This window comes from Sphingomonas sp. GC_Shp_3 (assembly GCF_026540945.1).
In the GTDB taxonomy this organism is placed as follows: Bacteria; Pseudomonadota; Alphaproteobacteria; order Sphingomonadales; family Sphingomonadaceae; genus Sphingomonas.
This window is the reverse complement of the sequence record NZ_JALNUT010000009.1, coordinates 1-26414: the sequence shown is the minus strand read 5'-3', so window position 1 is coordinate 26414 and position 26414 is coordinate 1. Positions and strand designations below refer to the sequence as shown.

Here is a 26414-nt window from a genome sequence, read left to right as displayed (position 1 = left end):
GCTAGCGCGCACCACGGTCCGTGGCGTCGTCCGCCGGCAGGTTCGCCATCGATGCGGCCACCGCCTGTGCGCGGTCGAGCACGCGCAGGATGTTGCCGCTGGTCAGCTTGGCGAGGTCGGCGTCACTCCAGCCCCGGCGGGCGAGTTCCGCGATCACCTTGGGATAGCCGTCGACCCCGTTCATCCCTTCGGGCGCGGTCCCGTCGATCCCGTCGAAATCGCCACCGAGCCCGACATGGTCGTGCCCCGCCACCTTGGCGACATACTCGATATGATCGGCCACCGTCGCCACCGTGACATGCGGCATCGGGTGTGCCCGGTCCCAGTCGACCAGCGGCGCGGCGGCGCGCGGGCCGTACACGTCGCCGGGCACGCCGAGCGTTTTGGCATAGGCGGTGCGCGCCACGTCCCATTGCTTCCAGGTGTTGGAAAGGAACGCCGGGTAGAAGTTCACCATCACCACGCCCCCGTTCGCGCCGATCGCGGCGAGCAGATCGTCGGGGATGTTGCGCGGCACGCCCGCCAGTGCACGGGCGGAGGAGTGCGAGGCGATAACCGGCGCTTTCGAAACCGCGAGCGCGGCGCGCATCGTCGTATCCGCGACGTGGCTGACGTCGACCAGCATGCCGATCCGGTTCATCTCGGCGACCACGCGCTTGCCGAACGGCGACAGGCCGCCCGCCACCGCATCGTCGGTAGAGGAATCCGCCCAGTCCAGGCTGCGCGTGTGGGTGAGCGTCATATACGCGACGCCGAGCGCACGGTAGTCGCGCAACACCGACAGCCGCCCGTCGATCTGGTGGCCGCCCTCCACCCCGATCAGGCTGGCGGTGCGGCCGCTCGCGGCGATCCGTCGCACGTCGGCGGCGGTGGTGGCGAGCGCCAGGCGATCCGGGTTCGCCGCGACCAGCCGTCGCACCACGTCGATCTGCTCCAGCGTCATCTCGACCGCCTTGGGGCCGGTCACGTCCGCCGGGATCCACACCGACCAGAATTGCCCGCCGACATGGCCGGCCTTCAGCCGGGCGAGATCGGTCTGGAGCGGGCGCGGCAGGTCCGCGCCATTCTCCCGCACAACCGCGACCCGACCGCCATTGTAGTGCGCGATCTCCCAGGCGAGATCGTTGTGCCCGTCCACCACCGGCGCGCGGGCGAGCACGCGTTCGGCGCGCGCCACATGGGCCTGCCCCGGCGCTGGCTCGGTCTGCGCCGCCACCGGCGCGGCGAGCGCCAGCGTGGCGAATATCAGCCGCCTCATCGCGTCTGCACGCGAATGCCGACGCGGAAGGCGCGCCCGAGCAGGTCGGAATAGGTGCTGTTCGCGGCGAGGCCGGTCTCCGGCACCAGCAGCGGCGCGCGGTTGAACACGTTGGTGACGTTGACGAAGAACTGCGCCTGCACCTTGTTGGCGACCATAACGTTTTGCGTCACGTTCACGTCGGCGTAGAACAGCCCCGAAACCTGATTGTTGTCATAGGTCGGCGCGTTCGTGGTCGAAAGCGGACAGCTCGTCTGGCACTCGATGCCTGTGCTCGCGTACCGCCCCGCGCTGACGCCGCGGCCGACCACGGTGATCGAGGTGGTCGGCAGGTCGAGCGTCGCGCTGCCCCGAAAGATCCAGGTCGGCGTCGTCGACTGGCCGCCGTTCACGCCCACCGTATTGACGACGACCGCACCCTGCACGCCGGTGTCGAGAATGTTGTCGAGATACCGTGTCGCCTCGCCGCGCAGGGTCAGCACGGTCTTGCCGGAAAGCGGCAGGCGGTAGCTGGTGTCGAAATCGATGCCGCGCGCAAGCTGGTTGGCGGCGTTGAACGGCTGGGTGCGGATCAGCAGGTAGGGCTGGCCTGGCGTTGAGCGGGACTCATCCCGCGTGATCGCATCGCAGAACTGCTGCTGCCCAAGGCTGCACAGATTTTCGATGTCCTGTGCGCTGAAGCTGGTGATTCCCTGCGCGATCTTGATCCGCCAGTAATCGATCGAGGCGTTAAACCCCTTCAGGAAGCGCGGCGAAATTACCGCGCCAATCGTCCAGGAATTCGCGATTTCCGGCCGCAGGTTCGGGTTGCCGGTCGCGATCCCCGAATAGCTGTAGCTGGCGGGACCATTGGCGCCATCGGCGGTGAACAGCGGGTTGCGCACCGCATCGCTGTTGGCCGAGCCCGCCTGATACAATTCGTTCAGGTTGGGCGCGCGGATGTCGCGGGAGCGCACCACGCGGAAGCGGATGTCCGGGATCGGCTGCCACGTTCCGCCCAGCTTCCACGTCGCGACGCTGCCCGAGGTCGAGTAGTCCGTACCACGCACCGCGCCGTTGAACTCCAGCCCGAGGCCGAGCGGCACGACGGTTTCGAGATACGCTTCCTTGACGTTGTAGCGGCCGTTGGTGGGCAGGTAGTTGCCGACCGACCAGGTATTGGTCACGGTCGGCCGGCCTTGCGCGTTGACGGTCGAGACCGGCTGGAACTGCTGCGGCACATACCCGCGGATACTCTCCTCGCGCCATTCGCCGCCGATCGCGACGCTGACGTCCCCCGCCCAGGTGCGGAACGGCGAGGCGCGCAGGTTGAGGCCCGCTGTCTTCTGCTCGGTCGTCTCGTCGCGGTACGGCGCGCCCAGCACATAGGCGACCGCCGCCGGATCGGCCACGCCGATGCCGAGCCGGTTGAGCGGCACGCAAGCCTTGTCGTCATTGGCGGTGCCCGCATCGACGTTGATCGCGCACTGGATCGATCCCGCCGCATAGCCGCCGGGATTGCCGGCCGGTGCGGTGACGGCGTTGGTCGCGTTCGTGATGCGCGCGATGTTCTGGACGTTGCGGAGCTGCTCGCGCAGGTCGGCGCGGCCATATTGCCCGTAAACGTCCCACGCCACCGATTTGCCGAACAGGTCGAACTTGCCGTCGACGCCGATCTGGTAACGCTGTACGGCGCGGCGGTTATCGACGATCCGGTACGGCAGGTCGACCGAGGTGGTGGCCAGCGTCACGCTGCTGATGCCGGCAAGCCGCGACGCGCCGAGCGCCGCGACAAGGTACGGGTTGGTCGCGGAGATGGTCAGGCCGGTCTGAAGGTTCGGGCCGGCGTTGAACAGGATATGCTGCCGGTTGTACGATGCTTCGGCGTACACTTCGACCTGATCGGCCACGTCGTAGCTCACCCGGCCGAACACGCCATAGCGATCGTCCTGCGGGTCTAGGCCGATGTTGCGACCCGAATCGTTGACCTGCCAGCTACCGCCCTGCGTCAGCGTCGGCGCGGCGCTGCCGGTCGGCGACGGGAAGGTCAGCCCGCCGTATTGGAACTGCTGCGGCTGGCCGCCCGACGTGAAATAGATGCCGCGCAGGCTGTTCGCAGCGATGCCGCGTCCGGCGATCGGTGTGCTGCCGGTGATGAGGCCGCCGGGCGCGGAGTTGGCCGCGCCGATCTGGCGCTGGGTGGTGATGAACTGCGGCGTGGTGCTGTTCGCGGTCCAGTTCGGGTCCTGAATACGGACATAGCCGGTCGCGTTCCAGTCGCGATCGACCTGGAAGATGCCGTCGCGGTGCGCGTATTCGCCCTCCACCTCGATATGGCCGCGACCATCCGCGAAGCCGGTACCCGCCGTCAGCGTCGCCGAATAATTGTGGCCGTCGCCATATTGGGTGATGCCCTGATCGCCGGTGACGCGGAAGCCGTCGAACTTCTTGTCGAGGATGAAATTGACGACGCCCGCCACCGCGTCGGACCCATAAGCGGCGGATGCGCCCCCGGTGACGACCTCGACGCTCTTCACCAGCCCCTGCGGGATGGTGTTGACGTCGACCAGCCCGGTAATGGTCGAGCCGACTGAGCGATGCCCGTCGACCAGCACCAGCGTGCGGATCTCGCCGAGGTTGCGCAGGTTGAGCGCGTTGATGCCGGCCTGACCGCTCGACAGGTTGAGGCGCGAGTTCGACGGCCGGGTCGATCCCGCCAGCGCGGGCTGCTGGTTGACGAAATCGGCGATATTGTTCGACGGCGACTGGTTCTGGATTTCGGCCTGGGTCAGCACCGTCAGCGGGGACGGCGACTGGAAACCGTCACGCGCCACGCGCGATCCGGTGACGGTAACCTCCTGGGCTTCGTCACCGGTCTGATTTTCCGTCTGGAGGTCCGCACGGTTCGACGGTGCAGCCTCCTGCCCCGACGCGCCCGCCACGGGGGGCGTGGTCGTCTGCGCCGCAGCGGGAACAGCCGACGCGCCCGCCAGCACCAAGGCCGCGAGGCTGCACCCGACCGTCATCGCCATCCGGCGCCGGGCCTGATCCGAAGTCGTCATATCTGTTCCTTCCCTGACCGGTCCCGCAGCCGTGGCGCGTTTCTCGACGCTTTCCATCACCTGTGAACTTCGGCTGTTGTACCCCCGACCTCTGTGGGTCAGTTCCACCTGCTTCAATGCGGGAGGTTGAGCGGTCTTGTGCGAAGGCGTCAAGAGCCGGATAGTCACTCTCCCATAGCCTGCCTCTATGGGCGGCGTGCCATAACTTATCGCTATGCCTCAGCCAGTGCTATTCATGCCCCCGCATCGCAGCACGCGGCTAGCCTTACGGCTTCGTGTACGCCAGGAAAGCCCGATGATGATTGACCGCCGATCCTTTCTGCTGCGTTCGGTCGCAGTCGCCGCGCTCGCCGCTGGCCCGGCCTGCCACGCGGCAGAGGCGGGCGTGCGACGGATAGGCATGCGCGGGCTGACATCGGCGATCGAGATCGTGGACGATGTCTACGGCGTGCCGCATATCCGCGCGCAGTCGATCCCCGATGCCTTCTTCGGGCAAGGCTATGTCGTCGCACGCGACCGGCTGTTCCAGATCGATTTCGGGCATCGCCGCGAACTCGGCCGCATGGCGGAGGCATTCGGCGCGGAATTCGTGGCGCATGACGCGCAGGCCCGGCTGTTCCATTATCGCGGCGATCTCGATGCGGAACTCGCCCGCGTGCCCGCCGATGTGCTCGCCTGCGGCCGCGCGTACATCGCCGGCATCAACGCGCGCATCGACGAGGTGACGGCGGACCCGACGCTGCTGCCGCTGGAGTACCGTATCCTCGGCGTCGCGCCGATCCGCTGGGATATCCGCGACATGGTGCTGGCGCGCGGTGCGGCGTCGGGCAACACCGACGACGAGGTCCGCCGTGCGCAACTCGCAGCGCTCGGGCTGCTCGAACTCGACGCGGTGATCGCCCCCTTGATGCCCGCCCACCCGCTCAGCGTGCCGGACGGGCTCGACGTGTCGAAGGTGTCGGACGACGATCTCGGCGTGCTGAGGCTCGGGCGGCTGCCGTTCGGGCCGAACACGCCCGTCACCGATCCCGACGAGCGCTCCGGCCGGCTGGAGCGCGCCAACGCCGGCAGCAACGCCTGGACCGTCGCGCCGTCGCGTACCGCGACCGGGCGGCCGATCCTCGCCAACGATCCGCATCTCGGCATCGGCGGGTTCGGTCCGCGCCATGTTGCGCACCTCATGGCGCCCGGACTGGACGTGATCGGCGGCGGCGCGCCGGGCCTTGCCGGGATCATGCAGGGCCATACCGATCATTTCGCATTCGGCCGCACCAATTTCCATATCGACCAGGAGGATTTGTTCGTCCTCGAACTGCATCCGAGCGACCCCGAACGCTACCGGCATGCAGGACGCTGGGAACGCTTCACCCGCGTCGAGATCGACATTCCGGTCAAGGATGCCGCACCGCATACCGAGGTGCTACGCTACGCGGTGCAAGGCCCGGTCGTTTCGCACGATCCCGCCCGACGCCGCGCCACCGCGATCGCCTCGATCGCGATGCAGCCGGGCGGCGGCGGATCGTTCGCGATGATCGCGATCAACCTCGCGCGGGACTGGACCGGGTTGCAGGAGGCTTTTAAAATCCACCCTTCGCCCACCAACTTCCATTATGCGGACACGGCGGGCAACACCGGCTGGCAGGTGATCGGCTTCATGCCGGTGCGCAAGCGTGGCGAGGGGCTGATGCCGGTACCGGGCGACGGCCGCTACGACTGGACGGGGATGCGCGACCACCGCGCGCTGCCGCACGAATACAATCCGGCGAAGGGCTGGTTCGCCTCCGCCAATCAGGACAATCTGCCGCCGGACTGGCCCGCCGACCGCATACCCGCATTCGATTTCCGCGACCCCTATCGCTACCAACGCGTCGCCGACGTCCTCTCGCACCAGAACCACCACACGCTTGCCGACAGCGTCGCGCTTCAGCACGACACGCTTTCCACGCCCGCGCGCCAGCTCGTCGCTTTGCTGCCTGCGGCCGCTTCCGAGGCGGCGCGCCCGGCGGTGACGATGCTGCGCGGCTGGGACTGTCGCCTCGACGCGGCGAGCGGCGCGGCGGCATTGTTCGAGATTTTGTGGCGCGAGCTTGGCCACCGGATGCTTGGCCTGATCGTGCCCGAGCGGGCGAAGGCAATCGTGACGTCGATCGGACCATCGGTGCTGCTCGGCCTGCTCGCCCACCCCGACGCACGGCTCGGCGCCGACCCGGCTGCCGCGCGCGATGCGATGTTCGACGCCGCCCTCGTCGCCGCATGGCGCTCGGCCCAGGCGCAGCTCGGCACGGATCCCGCGCAGTGGCGCTGGGGCACGCTGCACACCTTGCGTATCCAGCACCCGCTCGCGCGCATCCCCGCGATCGCCGCCGCCTTTCCGCCGATCGAGGTCGGTCCGACCGGCGGCGACAGCTATACCGTGCAGGCGCGCTGGCTCGGCAACGGTCCCGGCTGGTCAGCGGGGGGCGGGGCGAGCTACCTACAGGTGATCGACGTCGGGGCATGGGACAATTCGCTGATGCTCAACCTGCCCGGCCAGTCGAACGACCCGCGCTCGCTGCATTATCAGGATCAGGTCGCGACGTGGAGCGTCGGCCAGCTTCAGCCGATGCTGTACAGCCGCGCCGCCGTCGCGGCGCACGCGGTCGCTCGCCTCACCCTCAGCCCTGAAGGATCCCGGCCATGACACGCCTGCCCATTCTCGCCGCGCTGCTGCTGGTCGGTGCTGCGCCGTCTACGCTGGCGAAGGTCGATGTCGTGATCCGGGGTGGCACGATCTACACCGGCGCGCAGACCCCGCCGATGACCGGACAGGTCGAGATCGCGGGCGACCGCATCGTCTATGTCGGCCCGGTCCGGCGCACCGCCGCTGCCAGCGTGATCGACGCGACCGGCAAGATCGTCGCGCCCGGCCTGATCGACGCGCACACCCACCCCGACACGTACATTCGCTCCAAGGATGCCAAGGCCCGGCTCAACCTGCCGTGGCTCGCGCAGGGCGTATCGACCGTCATCACTGGCGTTGACGGCGGCGGCACGCCCGACGTGGCGGCGGATGCGCAGACGCTGCAAGCGAGCAGGATCGGCACCAACGTCGTCCCGTTCGTCGGGTTCGGCGCGATCCGCCAGCGCGTGCTGGGCGAGGCCGATCGTGCCCCCAACCCCGCCGAACTGGCGCAGGAAAAGGCGCTCGCCGCCAAGGGCATGTGCGAAGGCGCGCTGGGCCTGTCTACGGGTCTGTTCTACGCCCCGCAAAGCTACGCCACCACCGACGAAGTCGCGGCCGTCGCCGCCGAAGCCGGCAAGCGCGGCGGGTTATACGACACGCACCAGCGCGACGAATCGGATTACACGATCGGCCTGATCGCCAGCACCAAGGAAGCGATCGAGATCGGCCGGCGCGCGCACATGCCGGTCCACTTCGCGCACTTGAAGGCGCTCGGCGTCGATCTGCAAGGCCATGCCCCCGAGCTGATCGCCACCATCGAGGCCGCGCGGGCCGCCGGACAGGACGTGACGGCGGATCAATATCCCTGGCTCGCGTCGGGCTCCAGCGTGGATGCGTCGCTGGTCCCGAATTGGGCGGTCGCGGGGGGTTACAAGGCGATGCTCGCGCGGTTTGCGGACGCCCCGACGCTTGCTCGGATCAAGACCGAGATGACGGAGAACCTGCGCCGTCGCGGCGGCGCGGCGTCGCTGCTGCTTACCTCGGAAGGCGTACCGTGGACCGGCCGCACGCTCGCACAGATGGCGACGCAGTGGCATGTTTCGCCGATCGACGCGGCGATCCGCATCCTCGAGACGCCGGACGCAGCAGGCACCGGCCCCTCCGGCGTCGGCGTCGCCAGCTTCAACATGGCGGACCGCGACGTCGATCTCATCATGAAGCAGCCGTGGGTGGTGACCAGTTCGGACGGGTCGGACGGCCACCCGCGCCAATATGCGACCATGCCGCAGAAATACCGGGTGTACGTGCAGCAGCGTAAGGTCATCACGCTGGCCGACTTCATCCGCCGATCGAGCGGGCTGACGGCGGACATCTACCGGCTCGATCATCGCGGCTATCTGCGCCCCGGCTATTATGCCGACGTGGTGGTGATCGACCCGGCCCACTACGCGCCCCGCGCCGATTATATCCACCCGCGCGTGACGAGCGTCGGGGTGACCGCGCTGTTCGTCAACGGCAAGCTCGCGTTGCGGGACAGCGCCGCGACCGGCGTCGCGGCGGGCCGCGTGCTGCTACGCCCGCGCCCCGCCGGCTGCGGGGCATAGCCGGCGGTTATGACCTGCCGCGCGCGTGTTAGTTGGCGGATCGGCGGGCGGGTGTACACCGGACGCACCACCCCGTTTCCCACAGGACCGCGATGATCCCCGGACCCTTCCTGCTCTATCTCGGGCACTCCGACGATGACGTCGGCATCAAGACCTCGCGCGGGCTCGCCGCCTTCCGCCGTGATGAGTGCGTCGGCGAATGGCGACACGACGATTGCCCGCTCACGCTCGGCCTGCCGCGTATGGATGCCGCCGCCGGACGTGCGGCAGGCGCGCGCACGCTGGTGCTCGGCATCGCCAATGCGGGCGGTCGGTTGGAGGAAGCGCTGATCGCGGACGCGCTGATCGCCATCGCTGAGGGCATGCATGTCGCTTCCGGTCTTCATCAGCGGCTGCGCGACGAACCCCGGCTGGTGGCTGCCGCAGCGCAAGCGGGCGTGCAGTTGTTCGACGTGCGCGATCCCCCGGCGACGCTCCCGGTCGGCACCGGCAAGCGCCGCGCGGGTAAGCGTCTACTCACCGTCGGCACCGATTGTTCGGTCGGCAAGATGTACGCCACGCTGAGCATGCGCGACGCCTTGCAACGCCGGGGCGTCACCGCCGATTTCCGCGCGACGGGGCAGACCGGCATCCTGATCGCGGGCGAGGGCGTGCCGCTCGATGCGGTGGTGGCCGATTTCATCTCGGGCGCGATCGAGATGCTCACCCCGCCACGCGAAGACGATGGCTGGGATCTGATCGAAGGCCAGGGATCGCTATTCCACCCGTCATTCGCGGGCGTATCTACCGGCTTGCTCCACGGTGCGCAAGCCGCAGCGATCGTGCTGTGCCACGATCCCTCGCGCGCGCACATGCGCGGGCTGCCGCATTACCAGCTTCCCGATCTGGCCGAATGCCTCGCCGCCAACCTCCAGGTCGCGCGGCTCACCAGCCCGGATGTGCAGGCGGTCGGCATCGCGCTCAACACGGTCAAGCTGGATGAGGATACCGCGCGCCGGCTGTGTGCCACGACCGGTGACGCACTCGGCCTGCCCTGTACCGACCCATATCGCTTCGGCGCCGAGCCGATTGTTGATAGGCTGCTGCAATGCTTCGCACCCTCGACGCCCGCCACGACCGCTTCGGCCTGAGCGCGCCCTTCCGCATTGCGCGGGGCGTGAAGACGGCGGCGGACGTCGTCACCGTCACCGTGCGCCAGGGCGACCTCACCGGGCGCGGCGAAGGCGTGCCATACCCGCGCTATGGCGAGACGATCGCGGATGCGCTCGCGCAGATCGCCGCCGCCACGCACGCGATCGAGGCGGGTGCAGGTCGGGATGATCTTGGCGCGCTGCTCACGGCCGGCGCGGCGCGCAATGCGGTGGACTGCGCACTGTGGGATCTGGAGGCACGGCTCGCCGGCACCACCGTCGCCGCGCTCGCCGGGGTCGCGGCACCCGCGCCGATCGCCTCCGCCATCACCATCGCGATCGACACGCCCGAGGCGATGGCCGCCGCTGCCGCGCGGGTCGCGCATGTCCCGCTCCTCAAGGTGAAGGTCGATCGCGCGGGCGCGGCCGATCAGATCGCCGCCGTCCGCGCCGCCGCGCCGCACCCGCGCCTGATCGTCGACCCCAACGAAAGCTGGACGATCGCCGAGCTGGAACGCTGGCACGATCTGCTGGTCGAACACCGCGTCGATCTGCTCGAACAGCCGCTGCCGGCGGGCGAGGATGCAGCGCTGGCGGGCTTCGCCAGCCGGGTGCCGCTGTGCGCGGATGAGTCGCTCCACACCCGCGCCGATCTGGCTGGGCTTGCCGACCGATACCAATACGTCAACATCAAGCTCGACAAGACCGGCGGGCTGACTGAGGCGCTCGCGCTCGCCGATGCGGCACGCGCGCGCGGCTTTGGTTTGATGGTCGGCTGCATGGTGTGTTCCTCGCTCGGCATCGCGCCGGCGATGCTGCTTGCTGGCGACGCGGCGTTCGTCGATCTCGATGGCCCGCTGTGGCTGAGCGCGGACCGACCAGGCGGGGTGATTGACCGTGACGGCGTACTCGACCCCCCGCAGCCCGGCTTCTGGGGCGCAGCCGCTTGAGCATCGTGCGCCGCTGGTTTGCCGTACCATTGTGGCAACGCGTGATCGGCGGGCTGGTGCTGGGCGTGATCCTCGGTGCGGCATGGCCCGCCGGCGCGGACGCGGTCGCGATCGTCGGTGATCTGTTCGTCCGGCTGATCCGCATGCTGGTCGTCCCCGTCGTGCTGGTGACGATCGCCGCCGGCATCGCCGCCCTCGGCGATCCGCGCCGGCTCGGGGCGATCGGCGGGCGCACGGTGCTGCTGTTCGCGTTCACCACCATCGTCGCCGTGACGATCGGCATGGCGACCGGGTTGCTCGTCCGCCCCGGGGCGGGCGTCGTGCTGGCCGGCGTCGCGCCGCATGCGCTCGGCCCCGCCGTGTCCGCCGCCGATCAGTTGCGCGACATCATCCCCGTCAACATCATCGACGCGCTTGCGCAGGGCAACATGCTCGCCGTCATCTTCACCGCCGTCCTGCTCGGCACCGGCGCGGTGGCGGCGGGGGAAGCGGGGCGGCCGGTGGTGGCGCTGTTCGAAGGGCTTGCCGCCGTCCTGCTCCACATCGTGCGGATCGTGATGGAGGTGACCCCGTTCGGCGTGCTCGCGCTGATCGCGCGCGCAGTGGCGAGCGGTGGTGCTGCGGTGTTCGTCAACATCGGCGCGCTCGCGCTGTGCGTCGTCATCGCTTCGCTGGTGCAGATGCTGTTCCACGGCGCGCTGATCGCGTTCGTCGCACGGCTGTCGCCACTGCGCTTCTTTCGCGGTATCCTCGATGCGCTGGTGGTCGGTTTCTCGACCGCATCCTCCTCGGCGACGCTGCCGGTCGGCCTGCGCGTGGCGGAGGACAATCTCGGCATCGCGCCTTCGGTTGCAGGCACGGTGCTGCCGCTCGGCGCGAGCATCGGCAAGGACGGCACCGCGATGTACGTCGGCCTGATGGGCCAGTTCGCGCTTCAGGCGCTCGGCATCGCGCCCGATGGCGGCATGCTCGTCGTCATGCTGCTGACCGGCGCACTCGCCGCGTTCGGCACCGCGCCGGTGCCGTCCGCCTCGCTGTTCATGCTGGCGGCGATGCTGTCGGCTGTGGGCGTCGCGCCCGAGCAGACCGCGCTCGTGGTCGGCCTCGTGCTGCCGTTCGACCGGTTGCTCGACATGACGCGCACCACCCCCTCCGTCTCCGCCAACCTTACCGTCGCCACGCTGGTGGCGCGCCGCGCGGGCGCGCTCGACAAGGCGGTGTTCGCCGCGCGGGCACCCGGCTAGGGTGGCGCGCTGATGAACCTGCGCCATATCGAGATCTTCCACGCCGTCTACGTCAACGGCTCGGTCAGCGCCGCCGCCCGCGCGTTGAACGTCTCGCAGCCGTCCGTTTCCAAGACGCTGCGCCACGCCGAATCGCTGCTCGGCTTCGAACTCTTCCAGCGCAGTGCCGGCCGCATGGTGCCGACCGAGGATGCGCACGCTATGTTCGGCGACGTCGCCGACATTCAGGAACGCGTGCGCGCGCTGCGCGAGGCCGGGCGCAACCTGCGTACCGGCGGCGGTGCGACGCTGCGCATTTCCGCGTTGCCGAGCCTGGCCTTGAGTGCGCTGCCTACTGCCGTGTCGCGCTTCCTGAAAACGCATCCGGACGTCCGCTTCGATCTCCAGACGGTCCACCATGACGATGTGCTGCGCAAGCTGTACGAGCGGGAGACCGAAATCGCGATCGGCTATCAGGCACCGCGCGGCGCGCCGCTTGGACAGATCTGGCTTGGCGAGGGCGAGCTGGTGATGCTTTACAACGAATCCGAGCTACCGGATGCGCCGCCCCGGCTGGACCTGGGCGAGCTTGCCGGCAAGCCGTTCATCACGCTCGCCGCGAGTGGCCCGGTCGGCCACCTGTTCACCACCGAGGTCGAGCGGATCGGGCTGGAGCTGGACGAGATCGTCTCTGCCCGTACCTTCTACATCGCGGCGGCGCTGGTGCGCACGGGCGTGGGGATGACGGTGGTGGACAACCTCACCGCCGAGGCGTGTCTTGCCCCCGGCATGGCGATGCGCCCGCTCAAACCCTCGCTGACGTTCGACATCAATGCGATGCACCTGCTTGACCGGCCGCCGAGTGCGCTGGCGAGCGATTTCCTGGCGGTGCTCGGCACCGTGATCGAGGCCCCATGACGCCGATCCTGCTCGCGCTGCTGCTCGCCGCCCCCGCCGCGCCCCAAGCCCCGACTCCATCCGATCCGGTCGCCACCGCGATCGCGCGCGCCGCACCGGGCACGCGGATCGGGCTGATGGTGGTCGACGAGACCGGCCGCGAGATCGTCGCGGTGCGGCCCGACGAACGCTTCGTGCCGGCCTCGAACACCAAGATCTTCACGACCGCCGCCGCTTTCGCCACGCTCGACATGACCGCGCCCGATGGCGGCGGCGGCGCGGAGGTGCGGCTGGAGGGGCGCGACGTGGTGCTGAGCGGCCATGGTGACGCCCGCCTGTCGAGCGCCGCCGATTGCCGCAGCGACTGCCTCGCCGATCTCGCCCGGGCGGTCGCCGCGCGCACCCGCATTGTGCATGACGTGATCGGCGACGACAGCGCCCTTCCGGACGAACGCTGGCCACAGGGCATGAGCTGGAACAATCAGGTCGGGCGCTACGGCACTGCGATTTCGGCGTTGACGATCGACGACAATGTGGTCGCGCTGTCGGTCACGCCCGGCGCGGCAGGCGCGCCGCCCGCGATCACCGGCGACGGGTATTACGAACTCGAGAACCGGGCGACCACCGTTGCGGGCGGCAAGACCGCGCTGGAGGAGACGCGTCAGCCGGGTAGCCACGTGCTGCGGATCGGCGGCACGATCGCCGCCGGGGCGCCGGCACGAACCGTGCTGGTCGGCATCGATGATCCGGCCCACCGCGCGGCGTGGCGACTGGCGCAGATACTCCGTGCCGAGGGCGTGCGCGTTACCGGCACCGTGTCCGTCCGCCACCGTCCGCCCTCGCCTTCCGACGATCCCGACCAGCGCGGCGGGGCGCCCGCGCCGCACGCCCCTGCCCCGCCCGCCGCGCTCGCCCGGCTCGCGCCGCCGCCGCTGGGCGAGGACGTGCGCCATACCAACAAGGTGAGCCAGAACCTCCACGCCGAACTGCTGCTGCGCCGCGTCGGCGCCACCACCGGCAGCGGGTCGGTCGCAGACGGGCGCGCCGTCGTCGTGCGGATGCTGGGTGGCATCGGCATTCCGCGCTGGCAGTATGAGTTCGCGGACGGTTCGGGCATGTCGAGCTACAACCGGGTCACGCCGCGTGCCACCGTCACACTGCTACGCTGGATCGCCGCGCAGCCGTGGGGCGCGGCGTGGCGGGCGACGCTGCCGGTCGGCGGTGTCGACGGTACGCTGGCGTCGCGCTTCCACGCCACCCCGCTCGACGGGCGGCTGTTCGCCAAGACCGGCTCGCTCAACGCGACCAGCGCGGTATCGGGCTATCTCACCGCCGCCAGCGGGCACGTGCTGACCTTCGCCGCCTTCGCGAATGACGTGCCCGGCGATGCCTCGGCAACGGCGGCGATTGACCAGGCGCTGCTCGCGGTGGCGGCGTCGCACTAGCCCGCGCTAGATGTCGGCGAGCGGCGTCACGATCTCGTAGCGGTCGCCGCGATAGACCGAGCGGGTGAATTCGACGAACCGGCCGTCCGCAATCCGCGTCAGCCGCTCGATGCGCAGCACCTCGGAGTTCTGCCGCACGCTCAGGATGCCGGCCTCGGTGGGCGTCGCCAGCGAGGCGCGGACGCGCTGCGTGCCTGCAGTCGGGCGGAAGCCGTGCGTGTCGAGCGCCTGATACAGCGAGTCGCCCAGGCTCTCTAGATCGGGCAGGAACGTGGCGGGGATGATGGCATGTTCGATCGCCAGCGGCTCGCCGCCGGCCAGCCGCACCCGGCCCAGCCGCGCGACCTGCGCGGTGGAGGCGATGTGAAGCGCCGCCGCTTCCTCCTCGGTCGGCTGCGCGTAGGTCTTGTTGATCCACACCACGCCCGGCGCTTCGCCGCGTGCACGCGTCTCGTCGCTGAAGCTGCTGAGCTTGCTGCCGGCGGTCTCGATGCGCGCCGCAACGAACGTGCCCGATCCTTGCTTGCGCAGCAGCACGCCTTCGCCGACGAGTTGCTCGATCCCCTTGCGCACCGTCACCCGCGACAGGCCCGCCATCTCGCTGAGGTCGCGTTCGGAGGGGAGCGCGCTGCCCGGATCGATCCCGCCGCTGCGGATATGCTCGCGCAGGCTGCGCGCAAGTTGCAGGTAAAGCGGCGTCCCCTCCTCGGACGTTGTCCAGGCAATGTCCCGCATCGTCGTTCAGTCCCGCGCTTCCAGCGCCATAAGCGCGCGGCGCAAGTCGCCGCCGCTCGCATCCAGCAGCAGCTTAGCATCGGCGATGGACGTGCCAAGCGCGACGAGCACGCCTAGACGAATGTCGTTATGCGCGGTTTCGAGCGCACGCGCCGCCGTGTCGGCATCGACGCGCGCGATCTGCGCGACCATATCGCGCCCGCGTGAAAGCAGCTTCGCGTTCGAGATCCGCATCGCCACCATGCGGCCATCGTACACCAGCCCGCGCCGCAGCATGATCGCGGTGGAGAGCATGTTGAGGATCGCCTTCTGCGCGGTGCCTGCCTTCATGCGGGTCGATCCGGCCAGCACCTCGCTGCCGGTGACCGCGCAGATCGGATGTTCGGCCGCATCGAGCAGCGCGGAGCCCGCGTTGTTGGCGATCGCGATGGTCAGCGCGCCCGCCGCGCGGGCAGTCTCGATGGCGGCGAGCGTATAGGGTGTGCGACCACTCGCCGCGACGCCGATCACGACGTCGCTGGCACCGACGCCCGCCGCGGTGATTTCGGCGCGCGCGGCCGCCGTGTCGTCCTCCGCGCCTTCATACGCTTGCGTCAGCGCGCTGCTGCCGCCGGCCATCAGGAACACGAGGCGGTCCGTCGGCCAACCGAAGGTCGGGTGCAGTTCCGCCCCGTCCTGCACCGCCAGCCGGCCCGAGGTGCCCGCGCCGACGAAGACCAGCCGACCGCCGTCGCCGAGCCGCACCGCCGCCGCCTCCGCAGCCTGCGCGATGGCGCGGGTTTGCGACTGGATCGCGGCGATGGCGGCCATCTGCCCTTCCAGCATGGCCTCCACGGTCAGTTCGGTCGGCCAGCGATCGAGATCGCGATAGCGGGGGTCTAGCGCTTCGGTCTTCATGGTCGTCCTTGGAGGGGTAACGCGGTGGCCGTGATCGCGCGCCCCGGCCCGCCCGGGGCGACGCACACGATGAAGGCGACCACCGTGGCGATGCACAACTGGAACGGGAACGACAGCGCACATAGCACGGTGGGCAGCCCGATCGCGGTGGCAATAGCCGGTTGAAGCGACAGCACCGTGACGAACCCGACGATCAGCGCGGCGATCACCGAACCCAGCGTCCCGCGCCCGGTAAACAGCGCGGTGAAATACACGCCGAGCAGCCCGGCATAGCTGAACACCATCACCTGAAGCGCGAACTCGAGCAGGCCCATGCTGCTGTAGCGCTGCCAGTAATAGGACACGACTGCCATCGCGAACATGGCCACGCCGATCACCCCCATGCCGACTCGCCCGGCGTGCACGTAATGCTGCTCGGCCGCATCGCCGCGCCGCTGCCGCCAGGGCCGATAGAAATCCTGCACCAGCACCGACGACATGGCGTTCAGCGCCGAGTTGGTCGTCGCCACCGCCGCCGCGCAGATGCCGACCGTCACCAGCCCGCGCAGGCCGCCGGGAAGCTGGGTCAGGATATAGTGCATGAAGATGCTGATCTTCTGATCCCCGAAGCGGTTGCCCGCCACCGCCGTCGCGCCGCCCATCAGGTCGGGCCGGTCGTAGAACACGTAGAGCAGCAGCCCAATGACGATGAACATGCCCACCACCGGCACCGTCGCCAGCACCGACAGGTACAGGCTGCCCGCGCCGGCCCTGGCGTCCTTGCACGCCAGCAGGCGCTGCGTGGTGTCCTGATCCATCCCGGCATTGGCTATGTAGAGCAGCGCCAGGCCGGTGATGATCGCCAGCAGCGAAAACGGCTTCGACAGATCGAGCGAGAGATCGAACAGCCGCAGCTTGTCGACCCCCTCGGGCGTATGCACGAGCCCTGCGAGGATCGCCGCATTCGAGGCCGGGATCGACAGCCGCAGGAACACCAGCACCGCGATCGCGGAGCCGAGGTAGACGGCGAACTGGATCAGGTCGTTCCACAACACCGATTTCAGCCCGCCGACGAAGGTGAACAGGACGCTCGCCACCACCAGCACCGCCGCCGCGATCATGATGCCTCCCGCATCGACGCGGCCGGTGATGACCATCGCCAGCGCGATCGCCGCGAGGTACACGCGCGCGCCGCCGGCGAACACACGGCCCACCAGGAACATGCCCCCCGCCCAGCGGGTCGCTTTCGCGCTGAACCGCAGCGTGAGCAGTTCGTAGGCCGTGGTCGCGCGGATCGCGTAGAAGCGCGGGATCATCACATGCGCCACGAAGATCGCGCCGATCAGCCCGCCGATCGTGCCGCTGAGATATGTCAGGTCGCCGTGATAGCCGTAATCCGGCCCGCCAAGGAACGTCGCGGCGGATTGCGTGGCCGACAGCACCGAGATCGCCGCCAGCCACGACGGCACGGTGCCACCGGCCAGGAAATACTCGCGCGCGGACGTGGTCTTGCGCGGCGTGAAGATCCAGCCGCCCGCCACCAGCAGCAGCAGATAGGCGGCGATCACCAGCCAGTCCGCCGTCGAGAAAGGCAGCGTCATCGCACACGGCCTCCGGATCGTCGGCGATACTTTGCCGGCCATTTCGGCACCGACGTCTGGCGGGGTGGGTTCCTCAAAGGTGCGCGCTCAGCGTGAAGCCGATCGTACGGCCGAGGATATCGTAGGTATCGGGGAAGGTGTTGAACACGCCACCGCTGGAAACGCGCGGCGGGTCCTTGTCTAGCAGATTGTACAGGCCCGCGCTCATCGTCACCGTATCGGTGAAGGTGTACGACGCCGACAGGTCGAAGGTGTTCTGTGCGGCGATCGTTTCGGTCGACCCCACCGTGCTGGAGCGGACCTTGCCGATGCGGTTCCAGTCGAACTGGATCACGCCCTTGTCGAACAGCCAGCCGATGCCGGCGGTGTGGCGGTAATCGGGCTGCACCAGCGTGGTGCCGTCGCTCGAACAGGTCGCGCCGAACGTGCCCTTGCACTGCACCGCGCCGACCGTCGGGTTCGCCTGGATCTCATACGAGGTGACGATATTGCCCTGATAGCTCAACCGAACGCCCGCACCCGGCAACCAGTCCCGTCGCAGCGTGTAGCTTGCCGTGATGTCGAAGCCGCGCTGCAACAGCCGGCCGAGGTTTTGGTTGTTGACGAAGGCGTCGGCGAAGGTGCCGTTGGGGTTGCGGGTGACGAGCGCGCACAGCGGGTTGCCGGCGGTCGGGTTGGTGACGTAGCAACTGGTGATCGCCGCGATCGGCTGGATCACGCCGACCGCGCCCTTCAGGTCGAGCTGATACCAGTCGACCGTCACGTTTAGGCCGGGCACGAACGTCGGCGTGAACACCGCGCCCGCGGTGGTGGTGAAGCCGGTCTCCGGCTTCAGATCGGGGTTGCCGCCGTAATAATAATTGCCGGTCAGATAGCCCGGCGCGGTCGAGTTGGCCGATCCCGCCGCCGGCGCGCCGAAGCGGGCGCACTGCGCCGCATCGCCGGTGCCGAGAACGCAGGGATCGCCACCGTAGCGTGGGCGCAGCCGATCGACGGTGACAAGGTTGCTGAACGGCAGCGACGACACCCCACCGGCGAATTCGCCGAAATTGGGGGTGCGCAGCACACGCTGATAGGTGCCGCGCAGGCGCAGGCTGCGGTCGACCTCCCAATTCCCCTCGACCTTCCAGGTGCCGTGGGTGCCGAACAGGTTGTAATCGGACAGCCGGTACGCGCCGCCGATGTCGAGCTTGCGGATCAGTGGCCGGTTGTGCAGCACCGGGATCAGCACTTCGCCGTACAGCTCCTTCACGTCGAACTCGCCGCTATACGCCGCCTGTACGCCCTCGCGGTAGGTGTTGCCGGTGAGCAGCGCGCTGTCCTGGCGGATGTCGGCGGTTTCGCGGCGATACTCGCCACCTACCGCAAAGCCGATCGGCCCGGCCGGCAGTGAGAACAGCTCCTCCAGCGAACCGCTCAGCGTGGCGGCGGTGACGAACTGGTCGCGCTTGCGGTTGAAGCCGTTGATGTCACTGCCGAGTGCCCCGGCGAGCGCGGACTGGTTCGGCCCGAAGATGTTCACCGTGTTGACGATCGACGCGAAGTTGTTGGCGCCGCTCGCATTGGCGACGAGGCCATCGCCGCTGATGACGGTGTTCTCGGTCGACCGGCCATATTGCGCGTAGATGTTCCACTTGATCTTGTCGGTCAGCGGGCCGCGCAGGCCCGTCTGCGCCTGGAAGGTGTTGCGCTCGGTCGCGTAATTGATCAGGCCGAGCTCGGCGAGCGAACGCGACACGTTCACCTGCGCCGCGCCGTTGACGAAGGTGAGCTGGTTGCGGATATCGTTGGTGAGGAACGGGTTGTTCTGTGCAATCGACACCACCCGATTGACCGAGGCGGGCGTCGCGCCGGGCGTCCCGGTCTCCTGCGTGCGCGTGTTGGTGTACATCACGCGGCCGTAGATCTCGACGGCGGGGGTGATCTCGTACTTGTAGAGCGCCGCCACGTTGATGCGCTTGAGCGGCGAAACCAGCGGGTAGCGGTCCGAGATGTTCGAGGTCGCCGACGGATTAGTGCTGAAGACGCCCTGATCGGAGAATCCGAACCTGCGACCGCTCGCAACGTCGGTGAAGACACCGCCGATGCTCGGGATCGTCTGGTTCGGCGTCGCCGCCCAGTCGCGCTGGCCGGCGCGGATCAGGTCGCGTTGCGTATAGTCGGCGGCGATGACGATGTTGCCGCGATCGCCAAGGCCGGCGCCCAGCATCAGCGAGCCGCCATATTGCGCGCCGCCATGTTCGGACAGGCGCGTCGACGCGGTGCCGCGCAGCCCCTTGAAATCGTCGTTGAGGATGAAGTTGACCACGCCCGCCACCGCGTCCGCGCCGTACACGGCGGCGGCACCGCCGGTCAGCACGTCGACGCGCTTGATGAGCGAGGCGGGGATGGCGTTGACGTCCACCGAGTTGCGGAAGCTGAACGGCGTGCCGCGCGTGCCGTCGATCAGCACGAGCGAGCGGCTCTGGCCGAAGTTGCGCAGTTCCAGCACCTGTGCACCGAACGCATCGCTGCCCTGCGACCCCTGCCGCACGCCGCCGGAAAGCTGCGGGATCTTGGTCGAGAAATCCTCGATGGTCAGCGCCGACTGAAGCCGGATCTGCTCCTCGTTGGTCGAGGCGACCGGGCTGCTCGACGTCAGGCCGGGCAAGGCGATGCGGGTGCCGGTGACGACGATGTCACCAGTCCCGGCCGTTTCGTCGGCGGTCTGAGCAAAGGCGGGCGCGTGGAGGAGAGCGGCGGCAAGCGCGGCAAACGCCACGGTGCTTCTGTATAATGTAGCCATAGGGTTCCCTCCGTTCGCCTTGTCCCTGAACAGCTCCGCCGGCTAGCGCCGTGGTTGTCTTATGCAGCACTAGATGCCCTTAGACGGAACACATTGTAAAGCACCGGTAGCTTAGTGGTATGGTTTTCTTGCCGGTTTACTGCTGGTAAGGGGGCGTCGACCTATTGCCCCCAATACCAGTTGAACAATTTGGCCGAGGTGGTATCTCAATCGCATGGCCATACTGGATCGCCTCACCACCAAGATGGCGCAAGAAGCACGCGAGGCTCCTTCCAGAGCCGCCGAGCAACTCCTTCGCAATGCCGATCTGGTTCGTGCCGCAGGGCAACGTCTTCGCGCTCTTTCACCACCGTTCGCCGCAACCCTCGCGCGCGGCAGTTCGGATCAGGCGGCGGCGTTCGCCAAGTTCCTGCTCGAAACCCATGTCGCGATGCCGACGCTCAGCCATGCACCGTCGATCGGCTCACTCTACCATGCCACCTCACCGCGTTTCGACGGCGCGCCCCTCATCGCGATTTCGCAGTCCGGCCGAAGCCCGGATTTGCTCGCCGCCGCCGAGGATGCGCGCCGGCAAGGCGCCGTGGTGATCGCGGTGGTGAACGACGTCGCATCGCCGCTCGCCGATCTCGCCGAGATCGTCATCCCGGTCCACGCCGGTGCGGAGACGAGCGTCGCCGCGACCAAGAGCTTCGTGTGTACGCTGGTCGCACTCACCCATCTCGCGGCGGAGTGGAGCGGCGATGCGGCGCTGCTCGGCGCGCTGCAAACGACCGGCGACGTACTCGAACAGGCGGCAAACGCCGACTGGACGTCGGCTGTGCCGCTCCTGCGCGACGCAAAAACGATGCTGGTGCTGGGCCGCGGCCCGACGCTGCCGATCGCGGGCGAGGCGGCGCTGAAGCTGAAGGAGACCTCCGGGCTTCATGCCGAGGCGTTCAGCAGCGCCGAAGTCGCGCACGGTCCGATGCGGCTGGTCGGCGCGGGCGATCCGGTGCTGGTGCTCGCCCCGCTCGACGTGGCGCGCGCGGGGCTGGTCGAGCGGCTTGCCGACTTCGCGGAACGTGGCGCCGAGTTGATCGTGGCGGGTGTACCGGACGCGGTGTCGCCCGCGACCGTGCTGCCCTTCCAGACCGACGTGCATCCGGTGCTGGGCGCGATCGCGCAGATCCAGAGTTTCTACGGCCTTGCCGAAGCGGTCGCGCTGGCGCGTGGCCTCGACCCGGACTACCCACCCCATCTCAACAAGGTAACGAGAACGCTATGACGATGACCGCGCTGACCGGCGCACGCATCGTGCTGGCCAACCGGATCGTCGATGGGCAGGCGCTGATCGTCGATGGCGCGCGGATCGTCGGCGTCACCGATAGCGTACCGGGAACCTGCGAGCGACACGATCTTGGCGGCGGCTGGTTGTTGCCGGGGTTCATCGACACGCAGGTCAACGGCGGCGGCGACGTGCTGTTCAACGACATGCCGAGCGTCGCCGGCATCCGGACAATCGCGCAGGCGCACCGGCGTTACGGCACCACCGGCCTGCTGCCGACGCTCATCAGCGACCGCGCGCCGGTCGTCGAAGCGGCGATCGCCGCGGGTGAGGATGCGATAGCGGGCGGCGTGCCGGGAGTGCTCGGCGTGCACATCGAGGGGCCGCACCTCAACCCGGACAAGAAGGGCATCCACGATGCCGCGCGCTTCAGCGCCATCGATCCTGAAGCGCTGGCACGGCTGACCGCCCCCACGCGCGGGCGCCGCATCGTCACGCTCGCCCCCGAACTGGCGCCGGCCGGTGCGGTACGTGCGCTTGCCGAGGCAGGGGTGCTGGTCTGTGCCGGCCATTCGCTGGCGGATTACGACCAGACCCGTGCCGCGCTGGTGGACGGTTTGGCCGGCTTCACCCACCTGTTCAACGCGATGACGCAGTTCCTCAGCCGCGATCCCGGCATGGTCGGCGCGGCACTGGAGGACCGGGCGAGCCACTTCGGCCTGATCGCGGACGGATTGCACGTCCACCCCGCCACGCTGCGCGTCGCAATGCTGGCGCGTGGGGTCGAGGGGATCATGCTGGTCACCGATGCGATGCCGCCGGTGGGCGGACGGCGCGATCGCTTTACGCTGATGGGGCAGGATATCTCCGTCGTCGGTGGCACCTGCCGCGGACCGGACGGCACGCTGGCGGGTTCGGCACTGACGATGGCGCAGGCGTTCCGTAACGCGATGGAGCTGATGGGGTGCGACATCATTGCCGCCTCCCGCATGGCGAGCGGGAATCCGGCCAGATTCCTGCGCCTCGACCAGCACACCGGCACCATCGCCTCCGGTCTGCGCGCCGATCTCGTCCACCTCGACGACGCACGCAAGGTCACGGCGACATGGATCGCCGGCGCGCGCGCGGACCATCCCGAATGAGCGTGCCCCGCTGCCCGGAACCTGGCCTGATCGAAGCGCGCTTCGGCCTTCGGGAGGTGACGGAACGCGGCCCGACCGCGCCGACGTGGGCCACCGCCGGTCACCGCTTTCACCGCTATGGCAACACCGTATATCGCAGGCTGGCGACGGGAGATGCCGCATGACCTACTATCTCGGCATCGACGCGGGCGGCAGCAATTGCCGGGCGCGGCTGATCGATGAGGGTGGCACGGTGATCGGCGAAGGTCGCTCCGGCCCGGCCAATGCACGAGCAGGCATCGAGGCGCTTTACGAAACGCTGGAAGAGACTGCTGGCCGAGCGCTCGCCCACGCTGGCATTACGGCGGAGCAGCGCGCCACCATCCATGCCGGAATGGGGATCGCCGGGATCAGCCGCCCCGGCGTTCTGGACGCGCTTGCCGACCTCGACTTCGGGTTTGCCAGCGTGACCTACGCAACCGATGCGCAGATCGCGAACCTGGGCGCACACGCCGGGCAGGACGGCGCGATCCTCATCATCGGTACCGGCAGCGCGGCGCAGCTTCGCGTGCAAGGCCGTGACTTCACGATCGGCGGCTACGGCTTTCCGATTTCGGACGAAGGCAGCGGCGCCGCGCTCGGTCTGTCGGCGATGCGGCATGCCTTGCGCGCGCTTGACGGTCGTACCCGCAAGACGCCCTTGAGCGCCGCCGTGACGGAGCGCTTCGATCACGATACCGCGCAGGCGATCGCCTGGATGGATCAGGCCACGCCGCGAGATTATGGCATGCTCGCCCCGCTCGTGATGGAATATGCGGAGGCCGACGACGTGATCGCCCGCTCCATCGTCGAACATGCCGCCAACCATATCGAGCGGTTCATCGAAACGATCTTTGAACGTGGCGCGACGCGCTGCTCGCTCGTCGGCGGACTTGCACCGCGCATCCGCCCGTGGCTGCGCGCGCGCACCGTCGAACGGCTGAGCGACGCGGTCGGCGATCCGCTCGACGGGGCGTTGCGGCTGGCCGGATATCAGGCGCTCGGTTGAGACGCGCCGCATTGCCTCATCTTTATGCGCTTATGCGTCAAGATAGGCGGCGAGTTCCTCTGGCGCCGCTTGTGGAAAGGATTGCCGTAGCAGGTCGAGGAACGCGGATACCCTGGCGTTGAGCAACCTGCGCGACGGATAGAGCGCCCACAGCGCGACCTCCGATCCCGGAACGTCTCCCCAATGCACCAGCCGCCCGCCAGCGATGTCGCGGCTGACGAGCGATAGCGGCAGCCGCGCCGCCCCCGCCCCTGCGCGCACCGCATCGCGGATCATGACGAGCGACGACAGACGCAGCACTGGATCGACCGCGAGTGCCATGGTCGCTTCCGACGCGGTGAGCGTCCATTCTTGCGCGCCGTCACCGCCACGGACGACGGCAGCGACGGGGCCACCCTCCAGATGCGGCCTGTCGGTTGCGGCCACGATCACCAATCGATCGTGCAGGAACGGGCGGCCGACCAGCGCCTCGTCCGCCGCCGGATCGACCCGGATCACGAGATCATACCCCTCTTCGATCATGTCGACCGCGCGATCGTCTGCGGTCACCTCCAGCCGCACTTCAGGATGGCGGCGCGAAAATTCGGCAGCCAGTCGGCCCATCGCCATCTGCGCGAACAGCAGCGGCGCGCTGATCCGAAGTCGACCACGCACCCGCTCGCTGCCCGAGGCGATCACCGCAGCGGTCTCCTCCAGTTCGGTCAGCAGCGCGCCGGCGCGCTCGAACAACGCGCGCCCCTCCTCGGTCAGCTTGAGGTCGCGCCGGCCACGCTCGAACAGTCGCAGTTCGAGCGCCGCTTCCAGGTCCGCCACACGTCGGGACAGTGTCGCCTTGGGTCGACGCGCGGCCCGCGCCGCCTTCCCCAAGCCGCCGTGGCGGGCGACGAGCACGAAATCGGCAAGCGCAAGCAGGTCCATACCGTTCCACCAGTGAGACGCGGCGTCCAGATTGCGCGTCTATTTGCAACGCGGTGGATCAACCATCTTCTCCTCGTCAGCAAGAGCAAACGAAGGAGTGAACACCATGACCATTCTCGTAATCGGAGCCACCGGCCGCGTCGGCCGCCATGTCGTCGACCAACTTCTGAAGCGTGATGCACGCGTGCGGGTGTTGACCCGGGACCGCGCCAAGGCCGGCTTCCCCGCCGAGGTCGAAGTCGTGCAGGGCGACCTGCTCGACATTGACGCGCTGCGGGCCGCCTTCTCCGGCATCAGCACTTTGTTTCTGCTCAACGCAGTGACGGGTGACGAATTTACCCAGGCGATCATCACGCTCAACGTGGCGCGGGAGGCAGGCGTGGACCGGGTCGTCTATCTGTCGGTGTTCGGAGCCGAACGCGCTGTCAACGTTCCGCACTTCGCGGTAAAGTCAGGCGCCGAACGGATGCTGGAACAGATGGGCTTTGGCGCGACCATCCTGCGGCCGACCTATTTCATCGACAACGAGGTAATGGTGAAGGACGTCATCCTTCAGCACGGCGTCTATCCCATGCCGATCGGCGGCAAGGGCGTGGCGATGGTGGACACGCGCGACATCGCCGAGGTGGCCGCGATCGAGTTGATCCGGCGCGACAGCGCAGCGGGCGAACTGCCGAACGAGACGATCAACCTCGTCGGCCCCGACACGCTGACCGGTGAGGACGTGGCGCGAATCTGGTCAGACGTGCTGGGGCGCCGTGTCGTTTATGGTGGCGATGACCCCAGTGGGTTCGAGCAGACCATGGCGACCTTCATGCCGCAGTGGATGGCGTATGAAATGCGGATCATGGCCGAACGTTACGTGAGCGACGGCATGGTCCCTGAAGACGGCGACCGCGAGCGCCTGACGACATTGCTCGGCCGGCCGCTGCATACCTACCGCGAAACCGCCGCAAGCATCGTCGCCGTGTGACCTAACAGCCACCCATCACTACGCCCACCTATCGCTTGGTACGGCCGACGACAGGTGGGCTAACTCCATATGCTTAGATTTCATCGAGATGATTGCGAGCGCTTGTAAGCCGCACGCGTTTCAACAAACATCTCGCGATGCCTCATGCCATAGTGCCAGAACATCGGCAGTTCGGCGAGGCGCGGACTTTGTGTGCCATTACCTCGTCTCTGCTCCCGATGACCAGTTGCCAAGTGACGTGCTCCCCAGAATTCATGCCATTGGTAAGTTAGCTCGTCAGATGGAGACGAGTGATTCGGCGAAGCCGATTTACCGAAGATCAGATCATTGGGGTGGTGCGGGAGCATGAAGACGGCCGATCTGTGTCGGAAGCACGGGATCAGCGATGCGACCTTTTACACCTGGAAGTCTAAGTACGGTGGCCTGACGGTGTCCGACGCTGCGCGGTTGCGGGCGCTCGAGGACGAGAACCGGCGGCTGAAGAAGCTGCTGGCGGAGTCGATGCTCGACGTGTCGGCGTTGAAGGATTTGCTGGGAAAAAACTGACCCGGTCTATGGAGCGCTACGCTGCGGTGGAGAAGTTGATGGCCGATCACGGCTTCTCCGAGCGTTGCGCCTGCAGGCTGATCGGGGTCAATCGGTCGGCGTGGCAATATGAGCCGCTTCGCGGGAAGGACGATGCTGTCCGCGAGCGGATGTGCGAGATCGCCAATGAGCGCCGTCGGTTCGGCTACTCGGCGGCTGTGGCGATCCTGCGCAAGCGTGGTGGCCGCAAGCGCGCGCTGGGGACGCGAGCGCCGATCGCGATCCCGCAGGAACCCAACCAGCGCTGGTCGCTCGACTTCGTATCGGATGCACTGGCCTGCGGCCGGCGGTTCCGTAT

At 68.2% G+C, this 26414-nt stretch carries 19 protein-coding genes and 1 pseudogene; 13 read left to right on the top strand and 7 right to left on the bottom strand.

Annotated elements, in window-relative coordinates:
- Window position 1: 1 nt before the first annotated feature.
- Window positions 2–1258 (bottom strand): dipeptidase, encoded by a 1257-nt coding sequence (locus OXR00_RS15395; protein ID WP_267389160.1) that lies wholly within the window; start codon window positions 1256–1258, stop codon window positions 2–4.
- Window positions 1255–4299: a TonB-dependent receptor gene (locus OXR00_RS15390; RefSeq protein WP_267389159.1), complete on the bottom strand. Its 3045-nt coding sequence runs from the start codon at window positions 4297–4299 to the stop codon at window positions 1255–1257. The genes OXR00_RS15395 and OXR00_RS15390 overlap by 4 nt, the downstream gene beginning before the upstream one ends.
- 298 nt (window positions 4300–4597) lie before the next feature.
- On the opposite strand from OXR00_RS15390, the gene OXR00_RS15385 reads away from it, so the two are divergent.
- The 7 genes from OXR00_RS15385 (at window position 4598) to dacB (ending at window position 14210) form a co-directional block, all read left to right on the top strand.
- Window positions 4598–6979: a penicillin acylase family protein gene (locus tag OXR00_RS15385; protein ID WP_267389277.1), complete on the top strand. Its 2382-nt coding sequence runs from the start codon at window positions 4598–4600 to the stop codon at window positions 6977–6979.
- A complete protein-coding gene (locus tag OXR00_RS15380; protein WP_267389158.1) occupies window positions 6976–8565 on the top strand; it encodes an amidohydrolase family protein in 1590 nt (529 codons plus the stop codon). Before OXR00_RS15385 ends, OXR00_RS15380 begins: the two co-directional genes overlap by 4 nt.
- A 92-nt stretch (window positions 8566–8657) precedes the next feature.
- On the top strand, window positions 8658–9695 hold the full coding sequence (dgcN, locus tag OXR00_RS15375; RefSeq protein WP_267389157.1) for an N-acetyltransferase DgcN: 1038 nt from the start codon (window positions 8658–8660) through the stop codon (window positions 9693–9695).
- Window positions 9653–10645, top strand: a complete 993-nt coding sequence (dgcA, locus tag OXR00_RS15370) for an N-acetyl-D-Glu racemase DgcA (protein ID WP_267389156.1) — start codon at window positions 9653–9655, stop codon at window positions 10643–10645. Before dgcN ends, dgcA begins: the two co-directional genes overlap by 43 nt.
- Entirely contained in the window at window positions 10642–11889 is a 1248-nt protein-coding gene (locus OXR00_RS15365; RefSeq protein ID WP_267389155.1) for a dicarboxylate/amino acid:cation symporter, read from the top strand. Before dgcA ends, OXR00_RS15365 begins: the two co-directional genes overlap by 4 nt.
- Window positions 11890–11901: 12 nt before the next feature.
- The gene (locus OXR00_RS15360; protein WP_267389154.1) at window positions 11902–12786 is read left to right on the top strand and encodes a LysR substrate-binding domain-containing protein; all 885 of its coding nucleotides are present in this window, start codon (window positions 11902–11904) and stop codon (window positions 12784–12786) included.
- Entirely contained in the window at window positions 12783–14210 is a 1428-nt protein-coding gene (gene dacB, locus OXR00_RS15355) for a D-alanyl-D-alanine carboxypeptidase/D-alanyl-D-alanine-endopeptidase (RefSeq protein WP_267389153.1), read from the top strand. Before OXR00_RS15360 ends, dacB begins: the two co-directional genes overlap by 4 nt.
- A 6-nt stretch (window positions 14211–14216) precedes the next feature.
- Here dacB and OXR00_RS15350 read toward each other — a convergent pair whose 3' ends face one another.
- From OXR00_RS15350 to OXR00_RS15335, 4 genes are all read right to left on the bottom strand, one after another.
- A complete protein-coding gene (locus tag OXR00_RS15350; protein ID WP_267389152.1) occupies window positions 14217–14945 on the bottom strand; it encodes a GntR family transcriptional regulator in 729 nt (242 codons plus the stop codon).
- Between the two features lie 6 nt (window positions 14946–14951).
- Window positions 14952–15842: an N-acetylmuramic acid 6-phosphate etherase gene (locus OXR00_RS15345; protein WP_267389151.1), complete on the bottom strand. Its 891-nt coding sequence runs from the start codon at window positions 15840–15842 to the stop codon at window positions 14952–14954.
- A complete protein-coding gene (locus tag OXR00_RS15340) occupies window positions 15839–17422 on the bottom strand; it encodes a sodium:solute symporter (RefSeq protein ID WP_267389150.1) in 1584 nt (527 codons plus the stop codon). Before OXR00_RS15340 ends, OXR00_RS15345 begins: the two co-directional genes overlap by 4 nt.
- Window positions 17423–17495: 73 nt before the next feature.
- On the bottom strand, window positions 17496–20207 hold the full coding sequence (locus tag OXR00_RS15335) for a TonB-dependent receptor (protein ID WP_267389149.1): 2712 nt from the start codon (window positions 20205–20207) through the stop codon (window positions 17496–17498).
- A gap of 214 nt (window positions 20208–20421) precedes the next feature.
- On the opposite strand from OXR00_RS15335, the gene OXR00_RS15330 reads away from it, so the two are divergent.
- From OXR00_RS15330 to OXR00_RS15315, 4 genes are read left to right on the top strand one after another with little or no spacing between them, the layout of a single operon-like run.
- Window positions 20422–21471: an SIS domain-containing protein gene (locus OXR00_RS15330; RefSeq protein ID WP_267389148.1), complete on the top strand. Its 1050-nt coding sequence runs from the start codon at window positions 20422–20424 to the stop codon at window positions 21469–21471.
- Window positions 21468–22613 (top strand): N-acetylglucosamine-6-phosphate deacetylase, encoded by a 1146-nt coding sequence (gene nagA / locus OXR00_RS15325; protein WP_267389147.1) that lies wholly within the window; start codon window positions 21468–21470, stop codon window positions 22611–22613. Before OXR00_RS15330 ends, nagA begins: the two co-directional genes overlap by 4 nt.
- Window positions 22610–22777 carry a hypothetical protein gene (locus OXR00_RS15320; RefSeq protein ID WP_267389146.1) on the top strand — a complete coding sequence of 56 codons (168 nt, stop codon included), beginning with the start codon at window positions 22610–22612 and terminating at the stop codon, window positions 22775–22777. The genes nagA and OXR00_RS15320 overlap by 4 nt, the downstream gene beginning before the upstream one ends.
- Window positions 22774–23640: a BadF/BadG/BcrA/BcrD ATPase family protein gene (locus tag OXR00_RS15315; RefSeq protein WP_267389145.1), complete on the top strand. Its 867-nt coding sequence runs from the start codon at window positions 22774–22776 to the stop codon at window positions 23638–23640. Before OXR00_RS15320 ends, OXR00_RS15315 begins: the two co-directional genes overlap by 4 nt.
- 30 nt (window positions 23641–23670) lie before the next feature.
- Here the strand turns inward: OXR00_RS15315 and OXR00_RS15310 are convergent, their stop codons facing one another.
- Window positions 23671–24558: a LysR substrate-binding domain-containing protein gene (locus tag OXR00_RS15310; protein WP_267389144.1), complete on the bottom strand. Its 888-nt coding sequence runs from the start codon at window positions 24556–24558 to the stop codon at window positions 23671–23673.
- A 106-nt stretch (window positions 24559–24664) separates the two neighbouring features.
- Here OXR00_RS15310 and OXR00_RS15305 point away from each other — a divergent pair, with 106 nt between their 5' ends.
- A complete protein-coding gene (locus tag OXR00_RS15305; protein WP_267389143.1) occupies window positions 24665–25531 on the top strand; it encodes an NmrA family NAD(P)-binding protein in 867 nt (288 codons plus the stop codon).
- Window positions 25532–25824: 293 nt separating this feature from the next.
- Window positions 25825–26414, top strand: a pseudogene (locus OXR00_RS15300) (transposase); the annotation flags it as partial.

Excerpts from the sequence above, each read along its gene's own strand:
- OXR00_RS15340 (WP_267389150.1), bottom strand. The coding sequence starts at position 17,422 with ATGACGCTGCCTTTCTCGACGGCGGACTGGCTGGTGATCGCCGCCTAT.
- dacB (WP_267389153.1), top strand. The coding sequence starts at position 12,783 with ATGACGCCGATCCTGCTCGCGCTGCTGCTCGCCGCCCCCGCCGCGCCC.
- OXR00_RS15360 (WP_267389154.1), top strand. The coding sequence starts at position 11,902 with ATGAACCTGCGCCATATCGAGATCTTCCACGCCGTCTACGTCAACGGC.
- dgcA (WP_267389156.1), top strand. The coding sequence starts at position 9,653 with ATGCTTCGCACCCTCGACGCCCGCCACGACCGCTTCGGCCTGAGCGCG.
- dgcN (WP_267389157.1), top strand. The coding sequence starts at position 8,658 with ATGATCCCCGGACCCTTCCTGCTCTATCTCGGGCACTCCGACGATGAC.
- OXR00_RS15315 (WP_267389145.1), top strand. The coding sequence starts at position 22,774 with ATGACCTACTATCTCGGCATCGACGCGGGCGGCAGCAATTGCCGGGCG.
- OXR00_RS15380 (WP_267389158.1), top strand. The coding sequence starts at position 6,976 with ATGACACGCCTGCCCATTCTCGCCGCGCTGCTGCTGGTCGGTGCTGCG.
- OXR00_RS15305 (WP_267389143.1), top strand. The coding sequence starts at position 24,665 with ATGACCATTCTCGTAATCGGAGCCACCGGCCGCGTCGGCCGCCATGTC.
- OXR00_RS15335 (WP_267389149.1), bottom strand. The coding sequence starts at position 20,207 with ATGGCTACATTATACAGAAGCACCGTGGCGTTTGCCGCGCTTGCCGCC.
- nagA (WP_267389147.1), top strand. The coding sequence starts at position 21,468 with ATGACGATGACCGCGCTGACCGGCGCACGCATCGTGCTGGCCAACCGG.
- OXR00_RS15320 (WP_267389146.1), top strand. The coding sequence starts at position 22,610 with ATGAGCGTGCCCCGCTGCCCGGAACCTGGCCTGATCGAAGCGCGCTTC.
- OXR00_RS15345 (WP_267389151.1), bottom strand. The coding sequence starts at position 15,842 with ATGAAGACCGAAGCGCTAGACCCCCGCTATCGCGATCTCGATCGCTGG.
- OXR00_RS15390 (WP_267389159.1), bottom strand. The coding sequence starts at position 4,299 with ATGACGACTTCGGATCAGGCCCGGCGCCGGATGGCGATGACGGTCGGG.
- OXR00_RS15330 (WP_267389148.1), top strand. The coding sequence starts at position 20,422 with ATGGCCATACTGGATCGCCTCACCACCAAGATGGCGCAAGAAGCACGC.
- OXR00_RS15395 (WP_267389160.1), bottom strand. The coding sequence starts at position 1,258 with ATGAGGCGGCTGATATTCGCCACGCTGGCGCTCGCCGCGCCGGTGGCG.
- OXR00_RS15310 (WP_267389144.1), bottom strand. The coding sequence starts at position 24,558 with ATGGACCTGCTTGCGCTTGCCGATTTCGTGCTCGTCGCCCGCCACGGC.
- OXR00_RS15350 (WP_267389152.1), bottom strand. The coding sequence starts at position 14,945 with ATGCGGGACATTGCCTGGACAACGTCCGAGGAGGGGACGCCGCTTTAC.
- OXR00_RS15385 (WP_267389277.1), top strand. The coding sequence starts at position 4,598 with ATGATTGACCGCCGATCCTTTCTGCTGCGTTCGGTCGCAGTCGCCGCG.